The sequence below is a fragment of the Actinoplanes sp. NPDC026623 genome (assembly GCF_040638275.1).
Taxonomy (GTDB): Bacteria; Actinomycetota; Actinomycetes; order Mycobacteriales; family Micromonosporaceae; genus Actinoplanes.
Genome location: NZ_JBEZXZ010000029.1, coordinates 1 through 18,482, shown reverse-complemented (window position 1 = coordinate 18,482; position 18,482 = coordinate 1). Strand labels below are relative to the sequence as shown.

Annotated in this window: 18 protein-coding genes; 7 read left to right on the top strand and 11 right to left on the bottom strand. The window is 70.9% G+C overall.

What is annotated here, in order from left to right; genetic code table 11:
* Window positions 1–21: 21 nt before the first annotated feature.
* A complete protein-coding gene (locus AB0F10_RS11880) occupies window positions 22–1,311 on the bottom strand; it encodes an ATP-binding protein (RefSeq protein WP_360622876.1) in 1,290 nt (429 codons plus the stop codon).
* A gap of 234 nt (window positions 1,312–1,545) precedes the next feature.
* On the opposite strand from AB0F10_RS11880, the gene phoU reads away from it, so the two are divergent.
* Window positions 1,546–2,193 (top strand): phosphate signaling complex protein PhoU, encoded by a 648-nt coding sequence (gene phoU, locus AB0F10_RS11875; RefSeq protein WP_360622790.1) that lies wholly within the window; start codon window positions 1,546–1,548, stop codon window positions 2,191–2,193.
* A gap of 63 nt (window positions 2,194–2,256) precedes the next feature.
* On the opposite strand, the gene AB0F10_RS11870 is transcribed toward phoU, so the two are convergent.
* Window positions 2,257–3,015 carry a phosphoglyceromutase gene (locus AB0F10_RS11870; RefSeq protein WP_360622788.1) on the bottom strand — a complete coding sequence of 253 codons (759 nt, stop codon included), beginning with the start codon at window positions 3,013–3,015 and terminating at the stop codon, window positions 2,257–2,259.
* A 134-nt stretch (window positions 3,016–3,149) separates the two neighbouring features.
* Here AB0F10_RS11870 and AB0F10_RS11865 point away from each other — a divergent pair, with 134 nt between their 5' ends.
* Window positions 3,150–4,466, top strand: a complete 1,317-nt coding sequence (locus AB0F10_RS11865) for an MFS transporter (protein ID WP_360622786.1) — start codon at window positions 3,150–3,152, stop codon at window positions 4,464–4,466.
* 360 nt (window positions 4,467–4,826) lie between these two features.
* On the opposite strand, the gene AB0F10_RS11860 is transcribed toward AB0F10_RS11865, so the two are convergent.
* Together AB0F10_RS11860 and mshA are read right to left on the bottom strand one after the other, a co-directional pair.
* A complete protein-coding gene (locus AB0F10_RS11860) occupies window positions 4,827–5,336 on the bottom strand; it encodes a YbjN domain-containing protein (protein WP_360622784.1) in 510 nt (169 codons plus the stop codon).
* A complete protein-coding gene (gene mshA, locus AB0F10_RS11855) occupies window positions 5,330–6,634 on the bottom strand; it encodes a D-inositol-3-phosphate glycosyltransferase (RefSeq protein ID WP_360622782.1) in 1,305 nt (434 codons plus the stop codon). Before mshA ends, AB0F10_RS11860 begins: the two co-directional genes overlap by 7 nt.
* 142 nt (window positions 6,635–6,776) lie before the next feature.
* Between mshA and AB0F10_RS11850 the strand changes: the two genes are divergently transcribed.
* Both AB0F10_RS11850 and AB0F10_RS11845 read left to right on the top strand, forming a co-directional pair.
* Window positions 6,777–7,544 carry an SDR family oxidoreductase gene (locus tag AB0F10_RS11850; RefSeq protein WP_360622780.1) on the top strand — a complete coding sequence of 256 codons (768 nt, stop codon included), beginning with the start codon at window positions 6,777–6,779 and terminating at the stop codon, window positions 7,542–7,544.
* Window positions 7,541–8,290, top strand: a complete 750-nt coding sequence (locus tag AB0F10_RS11845) for a class I SAM-dependent methyltransferase (protein ID WP_360622778.1) — start codon at window positions 7,541–7,543, stop codon at window positions 8,288–8,290. The genes AB0F10_RS11850 and AB0F10_RS11845 overlap by 4 nt, the downstream gene beginning before the upstream one ends.
* A 59-nt stretch (window positions 8,291–8,349) precedes the next feature.
* On the opposite strand, the gene AB0F10_RS11840 is transcribed toward AB0F10_RS11845, so the two are convergent.
* Both AB0F10_RS11840 and AB0F10_RS11835 read right to left on the bottom strand, forming a co-directional pair.
* Complete coding sequence (locus tag AB0F10_RS11840; RefSeq protein WP_360622776.1) at window positions 8,350–9,903, bottom strand: DNRLRE domain-containing protein; 1,554 nt, start codon at window positions 9,901–9,903, stop codon at window positions 8,350–8,352.
* Between the two features lie 232 nt (window positions 9,904–10,135).
* Window positions 10,136–10,537: a response regulator gene (locus tag AB0F10_RS11835; RefSeq protein WP_360622774.1), complete on the bottom strand. Its 402-nt coding sequence runs from the start codon at window positions 10,535–10,537 to the stop codon at window positions 10,136–10,138.
* A gap of 250 nt (window positions 10,538–10,787) precedes the next feature.
* On the opposite strand from AB0F10_RS11835, the gene AB0F10_RS11830 reads away from it, so the two are divergent.
* Both AB0F10_RS11830 and AB0F10_RS11825 read left to right on the top strand, forming a co-directional pair.
* Window positions 10,788–11,003 (top strand): hypothetical protein, encoded by a 216-nt coding sequence (locus AB0F10_RS11830; RefSeq protein ID WP_360622772.1) that lies wholly within the window; start codon window positions 10,788–10,790, stop codon window positions 11,001–11,003.
* A gap of 79 nt (window positions 11,004–11,082) precedes the next feature.
* On the top strand, window positions 11,083–12,900 hold the full coding sequence (locus AB0F10_RS11825) for a PAS domain-containing sensor histidine kinase (RefSeq protein ID WP_360622770.1): 1,818 nt from the start codon (window positions 11,083–11,085) through the stop codon (window positions 12,898–12,900).
* A 3-nt stretch (window positions 12,901–12,903) separates the two neighbouring features.
* Here AB0F10_RS11825 and AB0F10_RS11820 read toward each other — a convergent pair whose 3' ends face one another.
* On the bottom strand, window positions 12,904–13,725 hold the full coding sequence (locus AB0F10_RS11820; RefSeq protein WP_360622768.1) for an SRPBCC family protein: 822 nt from the start codon (window positions 13,723–13,725) through the stop codon (window positions 12,904–12,906).
* 74 nt (window positions 13,726–13,799) lie between these two features.
* The gene (locus AB0F10_RS11815; protein ID WP_360622766.1) at window positions 13,800–14,552 is read right to left on the bottom strand and encodes a hydrolase; all 753 of its coding nucleotides are present in this window, start codon (window positions 14,550–14,552) and stop codon (window positions 13,800–13,802) included.
* Window positions 14,553–14,952: 400 nt separating this feature from the next.
* Between AB0F10_RS11815 and AB0F10_RS11810 the strand changes: the two genes are divergently transcribed.
* Window positions 14,953–15,768 carry a peptidoglycan DD-metalloendopeptidase family protein gene (locus AB0F10_RS11810; protein WP_360622764.1) on the top strand — a complete coding sequence of 272 codons (816 nt, stop codon included), beginning with the start codon at window positions 14,953–14,955 and terminating at the stop codon, window positions 15,766–15,768.
* Between the two features lie 59 nt (window positions 15,769–15,827).
* Here AB0F10_RS11810 and csrA read toward each other — a convergent pair whose 3' ends face one another.
* The 3 genes from csrA to AB0F10_RS11795 form a co-directional block, all read right to left on the bottom strand.
* On the bottom strand, window positions 15,828–16,079 hold the full coding sequence (gene csrA, locus AB0F10_RS11805) for a carbon storage regulator CsrA (protein WP_360622762.1): 252 nt from the start codon (window positions 16,077–16,079) through the stop codon (window positions 15,828–15,830).
* Window positions 16,080–16,131: 52 nt separating this feature from the next.
* Window positions 16,132–16,530: a flagellar assembly protein FliW gene (locus AB0F10_RS11800; protein WP_360622760.1), complete on the bottom strand. Its 399-nt coding sequence runs from the start codon at window positions 16,528–16,530 to the stop codon at window positions 16,132–16,134.
* A gap of 374 nt (window positions 16,531–16,904) precedes the next feature.
* Window positions 16,905–18,482: glycosyltransferase family 2 protein (locus tag AB0F10_RS11795; protein ID WP_360622758.1), on the bottom strand; the 1,578-nt coding region annotated here is incomplete at its 5' end.

Here is an 18,482-nt window from a genome sequence, read left to right as displayed (position 1 = left end):
CTTCCTTCGGGGCCGGCCTGATCAGGCCGAAGGGAGCCCGGCCGTGCCGGACTCGATCTCAATCGCCGCCGGTAACGGCATGGGTACGTCCGGGGGGTGTGCCGGTAGGCGCAGAGTGAACGTCGAGCCACCGCCGAGCGTGCTGGTCACGTCGACCCGGCCGCCGTGGTTGGTGGCGATGTGCTTGACGATGGCCAGGCCGAGGCCGGTGCCACCGGTGGAGCGCGAGCGGGCCTGGTCGGCGCGGTAGAAGCGTTCGAAGATCCGGTCGACGTCGTGCGGTGCGATGCCGATGCCCTGGTCGGTGACGTCGATCTCGATCCAGTCCTCGGCCTCGCGCAGGGCGAGCGCCACCTTGGTGTCCTCGCCCGAGTAGGCGATCGCGTTCTCGACGAGGTTGGTCACGGCGGTGGCGACCTGGCTGTCGCTGCCGTACACGGTCGCGCCCTTCGGGCCGGCGTAGACGACCTCGATGCCCTTGGCCGACGCCGTGGTGCGGGTGCGGTCGACCACCTCGGCGATCACCCAGTCCATCGCGATCGGCTCCGGGGCGGGCAGCGGCTCCGCGCCCTGCAGCCGGGTCAGCTCGAGCAACTCGTTGACGAGCCGGCCCATCCGGGCGGACTCGTGGTGGATGCGCTCGGCGAACCGGCGCGCCGCGACCAGGTCCTCGGACCGGTCCGGCACCTCCTCGACCGGCAGCTCGGTGGCGTCCAGCAGCGCCTCGGCGAGCAGTTGGAGCGCCCCGATCGGGGTCTTCAGCTCGTGGCTGACGTTGGCGACGAAGTCCCGGCGGACCCGGGCCAGGCGGTGCGACTCGGTGACGTCCGCGGCCTCGACGGCGACGTGGGTGCCGTTCAGGGCCACGGCGCGCAGGTGCAACCCGAGCGGGGCCTGGGCGCCGCCCGCGCGGCCGCGGGGCAGGTCCAGCTCGACCTCGCGGCGCACGCCCGTGCGCCGCACCTGACCGGCCAGCGTACGCAGGATCGGGTGCGCCGCGATCGTGCCGGGCGCGCCGCCCGAGCGCAGCAGCCCCATCGCCCGCGCCGCCGGGTTGACCAGTACGGGCTCGTCCGCGGCGTCGAGCACGACGACGCCGACGCGCAGCGAGTCCAGGCTCTTGCGGCCGAGACCCTTGAGTCCGAGTTCGCCGGTACGCTCGTTGTCGGTGTCGGTGTCGATCTTTCGTCCCCCCTTGGCCGGCCGGGCGGCCGGGGCGTTGTCGGGCGCCTGATCGGCCGAGCCGGCGCGGCGGGCCCTGGACAGCAGGAACCCGGCCACCACGCCGATGGCGAGGGCGGCGAGGACCAAGGTGGTGCCGTACACCGGATTCACGCTGCGATCGTAGGGGCATTGTTTACCTGAACCGTACGTCCAACCGGACAAACCCGGCGCGCTTCGAACAATGTTCACCATCAGGCCCGGCGTCGTTCACCGCCGTTCATGTTCAGGCCGCCGCGCACCCCTAGCGTTGCTCCTGCAAGTGCTGCTCACCATGGCTGCCGCCCCGGTAAGGGCCAGCCCCGAACCCCGGGACGAGAAATCATGCGCGAGGAGTTTCAGGCCGACCTGGCGGAGGTCAGTCGCCTGCTGGTGACCATGGCGGAGTCGGTGCGCGCCGCGATGCGCAAGGCGACCACCGCCCTGCTGAAGGCCGACCGGGAGGCAGCCGGCGTGGTCATGGACCGGGACGCCGAGGTCGACGAGATCTACCGCCAGGTCGAGGCGAAGGTGATGGACAGCATCGCCCGGCAGGCGCCGGTCGCCAGCGACCTGCGGACGCTCATCACCGCCCTGCACATCTCCGCCGACCTGGAGCGGATGGGCGACCTGGCCGAGCACGTCGCCAAGACCGCCCTGCGCAGGCACCCGTCGCCCGCGGTGCCCGCCGAGCTGCGGCCCGTCTTCCGGCAGATGGCCGAGGCCGCCGACCGCATGGCCGAGAAGATCACCACCGTCCTGGCCAGCCCCAACGCCGACCTGGCCGCGGAGCTGGAGAAGGACGACGACGCCATGGACGAGCTCGAGCGCGACCTGTTCAAGGTGCTGCTGCACGACGACTGGCCGTACGGCGCGGAGACCGCCATCGACGGCGCCCTGCTGGGCCGCTTCTACGAGCGGTACGCCGACCACGCCGTGAACGCCGGCGAGCAGATGATCTACCTGATCACCGGCGAACCCGTCGCCGGCTGACCGATAACCCCGAACGCCGGGACACCACTGGGGGTGTCCCGGCGTCCTGGCTGTCCGGGTGGGTCAGCGGCCCTGGCTGGCGACCGCCGCGGCGGCCTCCTTGGCCAGTTCCGGGTCGAGGTACGCGCCGCCGGCGGTGACCGGGCGCAGGTCGTCGTCCAGGTCGTAGCGCAGCGGGATGCCGGTCGGGATGTTGAGCTTGGCGATCGCCTCGTCCGAGATCTGGTCGAGGTGCTTGACGATCGCGCGCAGCGAGTTGCCGTGCGCGGCGACCAGCACCGTCCTGCCCGCGAACAGGTCCGGCACGACCGCGTCGTACCAGTACGGCAGGGCGCGGGCGAGCACGTCCTTGAGGCATTCGGTGCGCGGCTTGAGCTCCGGCGGCAGCGCCGCGTAGCGCGGGTCGGCGAACTGCGAGAACTCGTCGTCGTCGGCGATCGGCGGCGGCGGGGTGTCGTAGGAGCGGCGCCAGAGCATGAACTGCTCCTCGCCGTACTCCTCAAGGGTCTGCTTCTTGTCCTTGCCCTGCAGGGCGCCGTAGTGGCGCTCGTTGAGCCGCCACGAGCGCCGCACCGGGATCCAGTGCCGGTCCGCGGTGTGCAGCGCGATCTCGCTGGTCCGGATCGCGCGCCGCAGGAGGCTGGTGTGCACGACGTCGGGCAGCAGGCCGTGCTCCTTCAGCAACTCGCCGCCGCGCCGCGCCTCGGTCTCACCCTTGGCGTTGAGGTCGACGTCGACCCAGCCGGTGAAGAGGTTCTTGGCGTTCCACTCGCTCTCGCCGTGCCGCAGCAGCACAAGGGTCCCCACAGTCATGCCCTCCATCCTGCCCCAGGCCGGGCCCGCGCGTGCGGGGACCCCAAGTGGCGACCACCACGTGGAAATGCTGCTGCGCCGGCGGCCGAAGATCCGTATTTTGTAAGGCTGCGGGGGTTGTTCGGTGCTTACGGAGGTTCGGCGTGCGGGGATGGTTACAGCAGGCGGCCGGCGGCCTGCCGCGACACTTCTGGTTCCTCTGGACCGGCACGCTGATCAACCGGCTCGGCTCGTTCGTGGTCGTCTACCTGGCCATCTACCTCACCGGGCAGCAACATTTCAGCCAGAGCCAGGCGGGCCTCGTGCTGGGGGCGTACGGGGTGGGCGGCGCGGTCGGCACGATGACCGGGGGCGTGCTCACCGACCGGTGGGGCCGTCGGCCGACGATGCTCACGGCGCAGTTCGGCGCGGCCGCGCTCATGCTCGGGCTCGGCCTCGCGCAGGGCTTCTGGCAGATCCTCGCGGGAGCGCTGCTGCTCGGCGTCTTCGCCGAGGGGGTCCGCCCCGCGTTCCAGGCCATGATGGTCGACGTGGTCCCGGACAGCGACCGGATCAGGGCCTACTCGCTGAACTACTGGGCGATCAACCTGGGCTTCGCGAGCGCGGCCGTCCTGGCCGGCTTCGCCGCCCAGTTCGACTACCTGCTGCTCTTCGTGGTGGACGCGGGAACCACGCTGATAACGGCCGTGATCAGCCTGATCTTCCTGGCCGAGACCCGGCCGCGCCGGGCGTCGCGCACGGCCTCGGCACCGCGGGCCAGGGGCGGACCGGGGCTGGGGACGATCTTCCGCGACCGGGTCTTCATGACCTTCGTGGCGCTGAATTTCTTCCTCGTCCTGGTGATCATGCAGCACCTCTCGACGATGCCGATCGCGATGAGCGCCGACGGCCTGAGCCCGGCGACCTTCGGCTGGGTGATCGCGATCAACGGCCTGATGATCGTCGCGGGTCAGTTGTTCATCCCCAGGCTGATCGAGGGCCACGGCCGGTCCCGGGTCCTGGCGCTGTCCACCCTGATCATCGGCGTGGGTTTCGGGCTGAACGCCTTCGCCGGCACCGCCGCGCTGTACGCCCTCTCCGTGGTGATCTGGACGGTGGGCGAGATGCTGCAGTCACCGTCGAACTCGGCGCTGATCGCGGAGTTGTCGCCGGCGCACCTGCGCGGCCGGTACCAGGGCGTGAACTCCCTGTCCTGGTCGGGAGGCGCGGCGCTGGCACCGATCGTCGGCGGATTCGTCCAGGAACACCTGGGTGATCTGGTGCTCTGGCTCGGCTGCGCGGCGATCGGCCTGCTGGTGGCCGCGGGCCAGATCGTGTCCGGGCCCTCGCGCGAGCGCCGCGCGGCGGCCCTGCGCGAGGCCGCCCTCGCGCCGCCGGCCACCGCCGTCCCGGCCGCGGCGGTCGTGCCGCAGGGGAACGCCGGCGTGTCCCTGCAGGTCGCGGTTCCGGCCGTCGATTGAGCACCGGGCACCCGAATAGGATCGGGATTCCGAAGCCGCCCGGAAATGGGCAACGGGCCGGACGTCTGATTGCCGCATCATCCGTGAGGTTGGAGTTGCCTCATGTGACGGTTCAGACAGATGGCAGACAGCCAACTGGCTTGTGGGCCTCGACCGGCCCAACTAGCGTGGTCAATGGACGCCGAGCCGTCAGTTCGGGGAACGGGTCGACCCATAGGGTCACCGCGGATCGGCGTTCGGGGACGGGTGGCATCAGCCGTTGGGGGACGGCGCAACCCGAGACCGGCGGTTAGTGCGGGCGACGCCTATGGGGATGGGCGTCGCTCGCCGCCGCCGGCGCATTTTTTCCCCCGCCTTTTCCTACTCCCGGCCCGTGCTCTCGGGCGACGGATCCGCGAAATGGGCGAAGGCCTGCAGGTTGGCCAGGGACTCGCCGCGCTTGACCCGCCACTCCCACTCCCGGCGGATCGAGGAGCCGAACCCGATCTCCAGCATCGAGTCGAAGGACTCGTCCGCATAGGTCAGTACCGCGCCGAGCAGCCGATCCAGCTCGTCCTCGTCCAGGCCCTTCAGGCTGACCCGGCCGGTCAGGTAGACGTCGCCGGCGGCGTCGATCGAGAAGCCGACGCCGTACATGCGCGCGTTGCGGCGCAGCAGCCAGGCCCAGAGCTCCTCCCGCTTCTCGTCCGGGTGGCGCATCACGAACGCCTCGACCCGCAGCGCGTGCTCGCCGACGATGAGGTTGCAGGCGGTCTTGAGCTTGTGCGTGCCGGGCAGCGTCACCACCCAGGACGAATCGCCGGTCGGCTCGCACGGCAACTCGCGTTCCGCGCAGACACGCTCGATCAGCTCACCGACGTCGCTCACCATGAGAACGAGCCTGCCAGACGCGCCGCTATCAGCGCACGATGCTCGGTAACCGCCTCGCGGTAGACCCGCAACAGCCCGTCGGCGGTCCGGTCCCAGGAGAAGTTCCTGGCGTGCCGGACGGCGCCCGCCGCGAGCAGCGACCGGCGCGCCGGCGTCAGCAGCAGGCCCGCCAGCACCCGGGCCCAGTCGCCCGGGTCGTGGCCGTCCACCAGCACCCCGCTCTTCCCGTCGGTGACGGCCGTGACCAGGCCGCCGACCGCCGCGGCGACCACCGGCGTGCCGCAGGCCTGCGCCTCGAGCGCGACCAGCCCGAACGACTCGTTGTGTGACGGGACGGCGACCAGGTCGGCGGCCCGGTAGAGCGCGGCGAGCGACTCGCCGGTGCGGGGCGCGACGAACCGCACCTTGTCGGAGACACCCAGCGAGGCGGCCAGCTCGATCAGCGCGGTGGGCCGGTCCAGGCCGCTGCCGCTGGGCCCGCCGCAGATCACCACCGTCACCTCCTCGTCGCGCAGCGGCTCCGAGGCCAGCGCCCGGATCAGCACGTCGGGGCCCTTGAGCGGCTGGATCCGGCCGACGAACGCGACCACGTGCCCCCGCTCGGGCAGGCCCAGCAGGCGCCGGTCCGCCGACTTGGTCGACCGGGGCCGGAAACGCTCGAGGTCGACGCCCGGCTGCACCACCGTGAGCCGGGTCGGGTCGGCGCCGTAGGAGCCGACCAGGTCCTTCGCCTCGAAGCGGGTGTTCGCCACGAGGCGGTCCGCCTCGGCGATGACCTGCTCCTCGCCGATGACCCGCGAGTTCGGTTCCGGCCGGTCCCCCTCGGCGATGAGCCGGTTCTTGACCTTGGCGAGGGTGTGCGCGGTGTGCACGTGCGGCACGCCCCAGCGCTCCCGGGCCAGCCAGCCGACCTGCCCGGACATCCAGTAGTGGGAGTGGATCAGGTCGTAGGAGCCCGGCGGGCGGGCCGCCTCGGCCCGCAGCACGCCGTTGGTGAACGCGCACAGCTGCGACGGCAGCTCTTCCTTGGAGAGGCCCTCGAACGGGCCGGCCGTGACGTGCCGCACGATCACGCCGGGCGCCATCTCGACCACCGGCGGCAGCTCGCTCGACGTGGCCCGGGTGAAGATCTCGACCTGGACGTCGCGCTCGGCCAGCCGCTTGGAGACCTCGACGATGTACACGTTCATGCCGCCGGCGTCGCCCGTGCCGGGCTGCTCGAGCGGCGAGGTGTGTACCGAGAGGGTGGCGATGCGCCGGGGTGTCGGCCAGCGGCCTGCGGCCCGCAGCTCAGCCACGTCGTGATCCCTTCGAAAGGCGGTCAAACGTAACGGACAACTGTTACGCCGTCGTTCATCTTCCCCATCTCCGGGGCCCCTACCAACGCCAGGAGCCCGGGGGTGACCCAGCTCTCCCGCAGGGGTGAGGCAGGATCAAAGGATGGTGCAGAAGAACATCGCCGTCGTCACCGGGGCATCCAGCGGCATCGGTGCGGCGACCGCACGCCGGCTGGCCCGCGCCGAGGGCTTCCACGTGGTGGCCGCCGCCCGCCGGCTGGACCGCCTCGAGAAGCTGGTCGCGGAGATCGGCCCGGACGCCACCGCATTCGCCTGCGACGTTACCTCCGACGCGTCGGTCGCGGCCCTGGCCGCCTCGGTTGCCGGCCTCGGCGCCCCGGTCACCCTGCTGGTCAACAACGCGGGCGGCGCCCGCGGCATGGACCCGGTGGCCGCCGGATCGGCCGCCGACTGGCAGTGGATGTACGACGTGAACGTGCTCGGCACCCTGCGCGTCACCCAGGCCCTGCTGCCCGCGATCGAGGCGAGCGGCGCCGGCACGGTCGTCACCATCGGCTCGACCGCGGCCTTCACGGTCTACGAGGGCGGCGCGGGCTACACGGCCGCGAAGCACGCACAGACCGCGCTGGTCGGCACGCTGCGGCTGGAGCTCGCCGGGCGGCCGGTACGGGTCGTCGAGATCGACCCCGGCATGGTGCGCACCGAGGAGTTCTCGCTCAACCGGCTCGGCGACCCGGGCAAGGCCGACGCGATCTACGCCGGGGTGCGCGAGCCGCTGGTCGCGGACGACATCGCCGACTGCGTCGCGTGGGTCGCCACCCGCCCGCAGCACGTCAACATCGACCGCCTGGTGGTCCGCCCGATCGCACAGGCCGCGCAGCACAAGGTGGCCCGCGAGCAAGCCTCATGAAGCCGCTCGGCGCGGTCACCCGGGGCACCACCAACCCCAATCGGCTGCGCCGGGTCGACAACTTCATCGCGTACCGGTGCGGGGAACTGCTCGCGGCCGCGGCCGCGCCGCTGGTCGTGGACCTCGGGTACGGCGCGACGCCGATCACGGCCGTCGAGCTTCGCCGCCGCCTCGCGGCCTCGGTCCGGCCGGACGTCGCGGTCGTGGGCCTCGAGATCGATCCGGTACGGGTCAGCGACGCCCAGCCGTACGCGGACCCGCCGCTGCTCGAGTTCCGCCGCGGCGGCTTCGAACTGGCCGGCCTGAGCCCGGTGGTGGTACGCGCGTTCAACGTGCTGCGCCAGTACCCCGAGGACGAGGTGGCGTCGGCCTGGGCGACGATGACCGGAACCGGCGCGCTGCTGGTCGAGGGCACCTGCGACGAGCTGGGCCGGATCGCGACGTGGGCGGTCGCGGACGCGGCCGGCCCGCGCACGCTCACCCTGTCGGCGCGGCTGTCCGATCTGGACCATCCGGCGACGTTCGCCGAGCGGCTGCCGAAGGCCCTGATCCACCACAACGTGCCCGGGTCGGGCGTGCACGACCTGCTGGCCACGCTCGGCGCGGCCTGGGACGCGTCGGCGACGCCGTTCGGTGCCCGGCAGCGCTGGCTCGGCACGGTCGCGAGGTTCCGGGAGGGCCGGCCGGTGCTCGACGGCCCGGCCCGGTGGCGCCGCGGCGAGCTGACGGTGCCCTGGCCCGGATAGCCGGCCGGGCCGGCCCGCGACAGCGGACCGGCCCGGTTTTCGGGGGGTTGAGCAGGGCTCTACTTGCCGATCGACACCTTGAACATCGGGTCCGCGGCAACCTTCTTGAACGCGGCGAGGCTGCTCGCCTTCGAGTTCACCGAGATGTCCCGGTCGCCCTCGTCGTCGCTGGCGGTGTCGAAGTAGACGACCGCCTTGACCGCCGGGTGCGCCTTGAGCTCGGGGACGACGGTGTTGAACGCCGCCGACTTGTCCGTGATCGACTTGGTGCGGTGGTACATGCCCCACTCGGCAACCATGATCGGCTTGGCCGGGTGGTTCTTGACGGCCCAGTCGTACCAGCCGAGGCCGCCGCCGGTCGGCTGCCGGTCGAGGATGTCGCCCATGTCGCCGTAGTGGTAGTAGTCCTTCTCGACGCTGACGTAGGAGTCGAGGCCGATCCAGTCGACGTACGCGTCGCCCGGGTACAGGTCCTTCCACCAGGACTGGGCCATCCACTTCTCGTTGCCCATGTACGCGATCACGTTGACGGCGTTGGTAACGCCGTTGGCCCGCAGCCGGGTGATGACGTGGCGGTACATGGCCGCGTAGTCCTTGGCTGTCATGCCCGAGGAGGCCGAGGTGGACACGTCGTTCTCCGGCTCGTGGTGCAGCGCGAGGAAGAACTTCTGCTGGTAGTTCTTCTTGACGTACGCCGACCACTTGTCGATCCGGGCGTCCTGGGCGCCGGCCGCGACCTTGGCCCAGGTGGAGTTGTAGGCGACCTTCCAGTTGAGCAGCAGCACCCGCGGGTTCTTCGGGTCCTGCGTCATGGCCATCTCGTCGTTGGTCGGGAACTGCTCGTCGCCCTTGTGGTACGTGTGGTAGATCGTCGCGGTACGGCCGGTCAGCGCCTCCCAGTCCTTGAGTGCCTGGTCGCGCGGGGTGTCGGTGAAGCCACCGGCCGCGGCGCCCCAGAGCACGCCGCAGGACGGCACGAGCAGCGCGCCGGTGATGCATCCGGCCGGCGCGGTCGGCGTGGCCGGCGGCGGGGTGGCCGTCGCCGTCGTGGTCTTCGTGGTGATCACCAGCTCCGGGCCGCCCGAGGTGGCGGTGCCGTGCTCGATCGAGCGCAGCCGGGTCACCGCGTTCGTCGAGGCGGACTTGAGCGCGAAGGCGTACGTGCCGGCCTTCTTGACCACCTTGGACACGTCGAAGCTCAGCGTGGTGTCGGTGGCCTTCGGCCTGATCGAGGCGACGTGCGAGCCGACCTTCGGCGCGTTCGCCGCGGTGATGGTCTTCTCCGACCACGAGTTCGGCACCGAGTAGAGGCCGAGCGTCGCGACGACCGGGCTGCCCTCGACGGGCAGGCGCAGCACCGCGCCGGTGACCGTGGCGCCGGCCGGGACCTTCGGCGTGAACTTCACATAGGACAGCCGGGTCTCCCCCGACTGCCTGCCCACGACCAGCTTGTCGGCGGCGCCGAAGTTCACCGTCCTGCGCGAGCTCGAGGTGTACGCGTCGTCGCTGCTGTATGCGGTCGTCGTAGCGGTCGTGGTCGCCGCGTTCGCCGTGCCCGGCAGCGCGATGCCCCCGCCGGCCACCACGAGTCCCGTCAGCGCGACCCCGGTCATCCCTCGCCTTGCCCTCAAGTGAATCCCCCCGAACGTCAAACAATCGATGTCTGACATTCAGGTTCGGCGCGGACGGGTGCCGGCCCGGAGAGCGAACGGGTGCGGGCCGGGTGCCATCCACCGGGCCGGAACAATGAAGGGTTTTCCGGGTGGTCACGGCTCGGCCGATCGGCCGCCACGGGTACGGCAAAGCCGCCGGACCCGGGCCCGGCGGCGCGCTATCGTGCGGTCGTCAGCTGGTTGGCGCCCGCTCGGCGAGCACCGCCCGCAGCGCCTCCAGCAGCAACTCGGAGGTGAACGGCTTCATGACCAGCCGGGCGTCCTCGGCGATCAGCCCCTTCGAGACGGCGATGTCCTTGGGCAGGCCGGAGATGTAGACGACGCCCATCTCGGGCCGCAGGCCGGTAGCGGTCTGTGCCAGGTCGCCGCCGCCGGCGCCGGGCAGGCCGAGATCGGTGACGAGCACGTCGATGACGCCGGAGTGTTCCCGGCAGATCTCGACGGCCCGCTCGGAGTCGCCTGCCATCAGGGTCTCGAAGCCCCGGCGCTCGAGCATCCGGCGCACGATGTCGCGCAGATCCTCCTCGTCGTCGACGACGAGGACCGTGGGACGCTCCTGCGGATCCTCCGGCATTTGGGGGCCTCCTCGGTGCTTGTCACAACACGCTATCGGCGGGTCGAGGGCCCGGTATGGCTTTCCGGGCTTTCGGACCAGGTATGGCTTATCGGCCCTCGCGTCCGGCCCGTCCGGTCCTGCGGGTTGCCGCCGGGTAGCAGGGTCCCGGCCTTGGCCGCGAGCGCTAAGCCGCCCCCGCCCCGGACCGATCTACCCCCTGTCAGGACCGCTGCAGTGCCACCCAGCCAGGAGAGCGATGATGACCACCATGCTGTCGCCCGAAATCGTCACCGTCCCGTCCCTGGTCGACCGCTGCGACAGCTGCAGCGCCGCCGCAAAGGTGGAGATCGCCCTGACCAGCGGCGGCTCGCTGGTGTTCTGCGGACACCATGCGAACAAGAACGCCGGGAAACTGACCCCGGTCGCCGCCCGGATCACCGTCGAGGACGGCTTCGAGTGGGCGACCCAGTCTCCTCCGGCGTGACCACTTGATCCCATCCGCCGCGATATGATCACTCCCTCGCAGTTGGGCCGAAACGCCCACATTTAGAGGGGTTCCACCGGTGCAGATCGCGCGCGACGTGGGCAGGCTGTCCCGGATCCTCGCCGGGTGCGCCGGGGTCGCGGTCGTCGTCGCCGCCACCCTCAGCCTGCTGAACTCGCCCGTACCCGCCTCGGAGAACGTTCTGACGTCGAGCCCGGCGGCCGCACTCGTGGCCGCCGGGCTCGCTCTCGTCCTGCTCGCTCCGGCCCGCGGCGCCCCGGCCGTACGCGGCGCCGGCTATCTGCTCGCGCTGCTCGCCGCGGTGCTCGGCGCCGCCACCCTGGACACCCACCCGGCCGCCGGGGTCGCCACCCTGCTCGCCGGCCTGGCCCTGGCCGGCATCGACATCCGGCTCCGGCGGCCCGGCGTGCAGACCCGGTTCCGGATCGCCGACCCGCTGCTGGCCGGCACCGCGATCATCGCCCTGGTCGCCATGGTCCCGCGGCTGTTCGCACCGACGTTCCCGGTCGGCGGCGGACCGGACAGCGTCATGGGGCCCTACTACGGCGGCGCGCTGCTCGCCCTGGCCGTCGGCGCCATCCTCGCCCGCCCCGAGTCCGGGCCGCTGCGCACCGGCGCGGCCACCGGCGCCGGCAGCAGGATCCGGCACACGGTGCCCGCGCTCGTCGCGTTGCCGGTCGTCGTCGCGCTGATCAGCGCGCTCGCGGTCCGGACCGGGATCGGCAGCCCGGCGGCCGCGATCAGCATCGGCGTGGTCCTCGCCGCGCTCGCCCTGCTGGCCCTGATCGCCCTGCTGGTGCGCTCGCTCGAGAGCGCCGACCGCGAACAGCGCGAACTCGTCGCGAAGCTGCGGGAACGCCGGGAGTTCGCCGACACCCTGTTGCAGTCGATGAACGAGGCGGTGATGGTCTTCGACGCCAACCACCGGGTGATCGACGTGAACCGGCGCTGGCGGGAGCTGACCGGCGACGCGCAGCCGCCCGGTACGGAACCGGCCACGGTCCCGCCGACGGGCACCGGGGACTGGGTGGTCCGGCACGCCGACGGCACCGAGATTCCGGTGCTGGCCACCATGGCGCCGATCCCGGACTCACACGGGCGGGCCCAGGCGTACGTGGCGACCTACGTCGACATCGCCGACCGCAAGCGGGCCGAGGACCGGCTGAGCGAACGGGCCGCCGAACTGGAGCGCAGCAACGAGCGGCTGCGGGAGTCGAACACCCGGCTGGAGGCGGCGCTCACCTTCAAGAACGACCTGACCTCGATGCTGACCCACGACGTGGCACAGCCGATCAGCTCGATCGCCAGCCTCTCCGAACTGCTCTCCGCGGACTGGGCCGAACTTCCCGACGAGATCCGCCTCGAGCTGGCGACGAAGATCGACAAGAACACCCAGCGGCTCATCAAGATGATGAACGACCTGCAGCTGCTCTTCCGGCTGGACACCGGATCGGTCACCGCGCGGCGCACCCCGGTGCCCGTGCTCGACGTCGTCACCGCGGTCGTCGTCGAGCTGGGACGCGAGGCCGACGTCGAGATCGACGTCGACGACGACATCACCGCGCTGGCCGACCGGCAACACCTCTGGCACGTGGTGCGCAACCTGCTCAGCAACGCCGTCGAGTACGGCGAGCCCCCGCTGCGGATCCGCGCCGAGCGGCACGCCGAATCCGTCGTGCTGATGGTGCGGGACAACGGCCCCGGTATCCCGGAGGAGCTGGTCCCCCACCTGTTCGACCGGTTCATGCGCGGCGCCGGGCTGGGGCTGTTCATCGTGCGGCACCTCGTGGAGGCGAACGGGGGCTCGGTCCGCTACGAGCGGGCCGAGCCCCACGGCGCAAATCTGGTCGTGACTCTCGAGTCGGCGTCCCTGTGAGGGCTACCAGTCGTGGGAGCTGCCGCGCTCTTCCTCGCTGACGGTCCCGTCGGTACGCACCTCGCGGGCACTCATGGCCTTGCCGCCCATCGGCGCCGCGGCACCCGCCGCGCCGCCGCTGATCATCGGGCGGTTGGTGCCGATGCGGCGCCCCGGTGCGAGCACGTCGTCGAGGTCGGCGGCGCTGGTGATGCCCGGCGCCGAGGCGATGTCGACGTCGGTGCCGCGGTTGGCGTTGCTCAACCCGCCCGCGCTGGTGCCCCAGCCCGCGCCAGGCTGCGGGCGGCCGCTGTGGGCCCGGCCCGCGACCGAGGCCGGCGAGGCCAGATCGCGCCGCTTGCCGCCGAGGCCCATCCCCGACGAGCCGGAGAGCATCTTGGAGCTCGCGCCGAGCTCGGCGGCGCCGCGGAGCCGGCCGGCCTCCATCAGGTCCTTGAAGGTGTCCAGGTCGGCCTTGAGCTGACGGCTCAGCGTCGCCTGGCCGTGCCGGTCACTGGGCATCAGGTAGGCGACGTCGGCCTCGAGCTGGGCGATGATCTGCGTGCGCATCTCGCCCATCGGCCGCAGGGTGATCGTCTCCGAGAGCCGCGGCCCCTCTGTCGTCGTCCAGGAGACCCGTTCGTCCATGGAGCACTCGGTGATCTGTGCGTCGAACTCCCGGCGATGCCCCTCGACCTCCATGATCCAGTGCGTCTGGTCGTTGCCGACCCGGGTCACCTCCTGCACGCCGGTCATGAACTGCGGATAGTTCTCGAACGCCTCGAGTTGCTGGTACACCGCGTGCAGCGGGGCACCTACCTCGACGGCCTGCTGAACCATACTCATCGCATCTCTCCCATGCTGAAGTGCTGGCATGACTGAGAGTACGTACGTGATTACGGCACGCGTTTGGTTTCTGATCAGACCCGGCGCAGGTACTGCCAGCGGCCGACCTCGCCCGCGTACCGGGCGTCACTCGCCGCCACTAGGACCACATCCGCCTCACGCAGCGTAGCCACCAGCCGGGGCGACGGGCTGCGCCACGCCTCGCTGATCTCGACCGCCGTGCCGGTGAACCGGCAGGCGGCGGCGAGCGCCTCCAGGACCTCGCGGGTCAGGATCGCGTCGTCGATGCCGACCTGGGCCAGCAGGCTGAGCGGCCGGGCCAGCTGCACCGGCGCGTACCGGGAGGCGCGCTCGATGCCCTTGATCGTCGCGTTGACGGCGGCCTCGGCGACCTGATCCGGGGTGAGCCGGCCGGCGGAGAGCATCGACCGCACGTCGCCGGGCGCCACCGGGCCCCCGGCCAGCGGCAGCCGGGACACCGCGACCGACACCATCTCGAGATGCCCGAGATCGGCCGGCCAGGCGAGCCAGCCGTCGGGCTGGACGACCTCGACCTCGGCGCCGATCCGCAGGCTCAGCTCGGTTCGCCGGCGGGCGCGGCGAATGGTGTCCGCGTACGCGGGCAGCCACGTCGTCTCCGGGCTCACCTGGTCGGCGAACGTGACCGAGGCCAGCCCGGCCAGGTCGGCGGCCGACACGACGACGCCGACGCTGTCGCGGCCGGCGGCGAAACCCGTGTGCACGTGTGCGTCGTTCCGCAGGTCGAGGGCGGTCGCGGCGGTGGCAAGGGTGGTGCCGTTCATGACCGATTCGCGCTCTGCACCCACGATGACTCCCGAGACCCGTTCCGTCCGACGAGCCCGTCTCGTCCTGGCAATACGGTGCGGGTCGGGCGTTGTCGACCGGGGCCGTGCCAGGTGCAGTCAGGGTGCGCGGCTCCTGCGCACCGCGCCGCGGTCGCGCCGGCGGCCACGATAATGCCCAGCCGCCTGCCGATGCCCAGTTCCATCAATCGCGACACGCGTGTCCCCCCGAAAGCCAGCATTGCCGATGCGGGACCTCCGTCCCGGAGGCCCGCGACCGGCGCCGCATCGCCTGAAGAACAACCTTCGGCCGAATCGGTGCGTCCGGGGCCGAACCGATTGTTCTGACGCAACGGTTCCGCATTCCCCGCGCATCCATTCGCGGCACATCCGGCTCGACAAGTGCGTCCGGAAGGAATTCCGCGTGAAACGTCGACAACATCGCACCACAGCGGCCCTGCTGGCGGCCGTCAGCGCCCTGGCACCGGGCGCCGCCCCCGCCTCGGCCGCCGTCACCAGGATCGCCGGCACCGGCCGGGTCGTCACCGCCGGCACCCCGCTCAACGCGCGCAGCGGCCCGTCCGCGAGCAGCCCCCGTACGGCCACCATCAACAACGGCGCGACCGTTTCGATCGCCTGCAGGGTCGCCGGCGAGTTCATCCGCGGCACCGTCCGGAACACCGGCTACTGGGACCGGCTCGTCGACGACAGCTTCGTCTCCGACGCGTACGTCCGCCGTCGCGACTTCCCGATCCCCGCGTGCACGACGACCACACCGGCGCCGGCGGCCACCGGCGCCTGGATGCTTCCCGTCACCGCGGGCCTGGTCAGCGGCTTCCGCACCACGTCCCGCCCGGCGCACGACGGCGTCGACCTCGGCGCGAGCCGTTACACCCCGATCCGGGCGGCCGCCGCCGGCAGGGTGGTGAAGGTCGTCTGCAACGTCTCCGCGGGCACCTGTGACGTCGACGGCAGCCTGAGGATCACCGGCTGCGGCTGGTACGTGGAGATCCTGCACGCGGGCGACATCGTGACCCGCTACTGCCACATGGTGCGCCGCCCGTCGGTGACGGTCGGCCAGAGCGTGGCCCGCGGCGCGATCCTCGGCTACGTGGGCACCTCCGGCAACTCCTCCGGCCCGCACCTGCACTTCGAGGTGCACACCGGAAACCCGGCGACCAGCGCGAACGCGATCGACCCGATCCCCTTCATGCGGACACACGGGCTGTTCATCGGCTGAACGCCAAAGAGCCGGCTTCCCGCAGGGGGAGCCGGCCCTTTCGGTACCACATAGGAGTTTCAGTCGCCGGACGGCTCGGCGCTCGCCGGGCGCAACATCTCGGTCACGGCGCGGACCGCGTCCTCGGTCGGCGAGGCCGCCTCGCGGTTGGCCCGCTGGAGCTCCTCGTAGACCTCTTCGCGGTGCACCTGCACGTCGCGGGGGGCCTTGATTCCGATCCGAATGACGTCGCCGCGCGTCTCGAGCACGGTGACGACGATGTCATCGCCGATCATCACGCTCTCGCCGGCCTTCCTGGTCAGCACGAGCATTGTGGCTGCCCCTTCACCATCCGTGGACAGGACGCCGAAACCATATAGGTGCTCAGAACTCCCTGCGCATGATCGCCCGGACCTGCAGCCTGCTGTCGGAGAGGACCACCTGCATCGCCCGGCGGCTGTCCTGGTCAACGATGATCGGGGCGAGCAGGTTCGCCGTGGTCTCGTTCACACCAGCCGTGATGACGACCATCACGAGTAGCCGGTCCGGGTCCTTGGTGTTCAGCGCCGCGAGCACCTCGTTCTCGATCTCCGGCGCATAGTCCGGGAAGAACGGCTCAGGCGGGGCGACGAGGAAGCGGAGCTTGGGGTTGTCGACGGACGTGAACGCGTAGAGCAGACCTTCGTCGTTCAGGCGAACCAGGACGAACTGCCGGTGCGCCGGAAAGCCGGGCATGGGCGTGGCCATGTCGATGATCGGCATCTCCAGCGCGGAGTCGGTCATGGTCGCCTCAATCGGTCGGGACGCGGTGCGAATACTCATGATCACCTCAGGAAGTCGATGAGCTAAGGCTGGATCACCTTGGCTCCGACGGCCAAGGCGGCCTGGTACGACGCCTACTGGAGCTGTGTTCACCACGACGGTCCTCGGCAGATCGATGCCCTCGGATGTCGAACACCGCTCCACCACGGACGACAACGGTCCTCTGCGGAATCCCTTATCTGGTAATCCGATAGTACCGAAATCCGATCTTCGAAATTGCGGTTTCGGCGCATTACCGACGACGGACACACCTATCGCAAGTAGGCGAATAGTGACGTCATAACGGTCGGACAATAGTCCGAGAAGTGCGGCCGAACATCAGTGGATTAATCCTGTCACACGGATTCGATGGCGGACGCGACTCCGGGGGCGAGGGTGTGCAGCTCGTCGAGGACGGCGGTGGTCTGGTCGTCGGGGATCTGGGCGAGTGCGTCGGACAGCGGGGTGAGTGCGGCCTGGTCGCCGAACAGTTCCAGTGCGGCGGCGGCGGCGAGGGCGCGTTCGCGGGCGGAGCGGTCGGTGGCGGTGGCGGTGGCCAGCAGGGGGCAGTATTTCTCGAGTCCCTGCTGGCGTAGCCGGCCGGACCATTGGATGGCCCGGTCCAGGGGTAGCTGGCCGGCGAGCCAGACCACCACGCCGAAGAGTTGGGGGTCGCCGGGGAAGCGTTCCCAGAGGGCCTCGACGACGGCCTCGGCGAGGGTGGGCGTCACCTGCCGGGTCGCGTGCAACACCTGCCGGACCGCGTCCTCGGGGATCAGCCTGGCCAGCTCGGTCAGGTCGGAACCCGCCTCCTCCAGCACCATGACGATGTCGCTGAGCGGCAGCACCAGGCGCCCATCGCGCAGCGCCGCCCGCAGAATCTCGGCCGCCTCGGCCGGGCGGCCGGTGGCCCTGAGGCTCCTGATCTCGTACGGCGTCATCTGGCGGCGCCCGGCCTCCACGCCCAGGTCGTTGAGGCCGGCTTCGGGCATGCCCTTGAAGAGTTCCAGCACCCGCTCGTGATCGCCCTCGGCGGAACGCACGACGATCTCCTCCTCGTCCGCCGTGACCTGCAGGCGGACAGCCGCACGCAACTCCGCGAGGGCCGCGTTCGCCTCGGTGAGAAGGTTGGTCGCCGCGCAGCAGCGGACCAGGATGCCGAGCAGGCCGACCCTGATGTCGGCCGTGGGGTTGGCCGCGAGGCCGGCCCGGCAGGCCTCGATGGCGCCGGCCGCGTCGCCCGCGTCGCGCTCCGACCGGGCGAAGTTGAAGAGCGCCTCCGGCCCATCGACCTTGGCCAGCGCGGCGAGCCGGCGGTTGCGCCCGACCTTGTCCTTCATCGCCACGGTGGCATCGAGGTAGCCGGAGTGTTCGAGGGTGAGCGCGTCGGTGCGCTGCCGCTGCGGGGTCTGTCCGGTGGTCCGATGCATGACCTGCTCGTGCAACCTGCCGCTGTAACGGTATTCGCCGGTACGGAACAGCCGCGTGGACCAGTGCGAGACCGTACCCGCCTCGGTCAGGCTGTCCACGTTCATGAGGAGGGCGTCGGTGGGTCTGCTGGTGGTGGTGAGTTGGTTTCGGAGTGCGGTGGGGTCACCGCTGACGATCTCGTCGGCGTCGACGATGAGCGCCCACCGGCCGTGGCAGTGCGACAGCGACCGGTTCCGGGCATCACCGAAATGATCGTCCCAGTAACCCTCGATGACCCGGGCACCGAGATCACGGGCGATCTCCCTGGTCCGGTCGGTCGAACCGGTGTCGTAGACCACGATCTCGTCGGCCACCCCACGCAACGCGTTCAGGCAATCAGCGATCACCGCCTGCTCGTCCTTGACGATCAAGCTCGCCGACAACAACGGCGCCTCCGCCACCGGCGCAGGCAGCAACGCACACTGCAGACCACCGAAATGCGCGATCAACGCGTTCTCGACCAG

Bases quoted from the DNA above. Each gene is read 5' to 3' on its own strand.
- AB0F10_RS11860 (WP_360622784.1), bottom strand. From the start codon at position 5,336: ATGGTGAGCGACGTCGGTGAGCTGATCGAGCGTGTCTGCGCGGAACGC.
- phoU (WP_360622790.1), top strand. From the start codon at position 1,546: ATGCGCGAGGAGTTTCAGGCCGACCTGGCGGAGGTCAGTCGCCTGCTG.
- AB0F10_RS11820 (WP_360622768.1), bottom strand. From the start codon at position 13,725: ATGAGTATGGTTCAGCAGGCCGTCGAGGTAGGTGCCCCGCTGCACGCG.
- AB0F10_RS11835 (WP_360622774.1), bottom strand. From the start codon at position 10,537: ATGCCGGAGGATCCGCAGGAGCGTCCCACGGTCCTCGTCGTCGACGAC.
- AB0F10_RS11850 (WP_360622780.1), top strand. From the start codon at position 6,777: ATGGTGCAGAAGAACATCGCCGTCGTCACCGGGGCATCCAGCGGCATC.
- AB0F10_RS11840 (WP_360622776.1), bottom strand. From the start codon at position 9,903: ATGACCGGGGTCGCGCTGACGGGACTCGTGGTGGCCGGCGGGGGCATC.
- AB0F10_RS11800 (WP_360622760.1), bottom strand. From the start codon at position 16,530: ATGACCGACTCCGCGCTGGAGATGCCGATCATCGACATGGCCACGCCC.
- AB0F10_RS11870 (WP_360622788.1), bottom strand. From the start codon at position 3,015: ATGGAGGGCATGACTGTGGGGACCCTTGTGCTGCTGCGGCACGGCGAG.
- AB0F10_RS11845 (WP_360622778.1), top strand. From the start codon at position 7,541: ATGAAGCCGCTCGGCGCGGTCACCCGGGGCACCACCAACCCCAATCGG.
- AB0F10_RS11830 (WP_360622772.1), top strand. From the start codon at position 10,788: ATGCTGTCGCCCGAAATCGTCACCGTCCCGTCCCTGGTCGACCGCTGC.
- csrA (WP_360622762.1), bottom strand. From the start codon at position 16,079: ATGCTCGTGCTGACCAGGAAGGCCGGCGAGAGCGTGATGATCGGCGAT.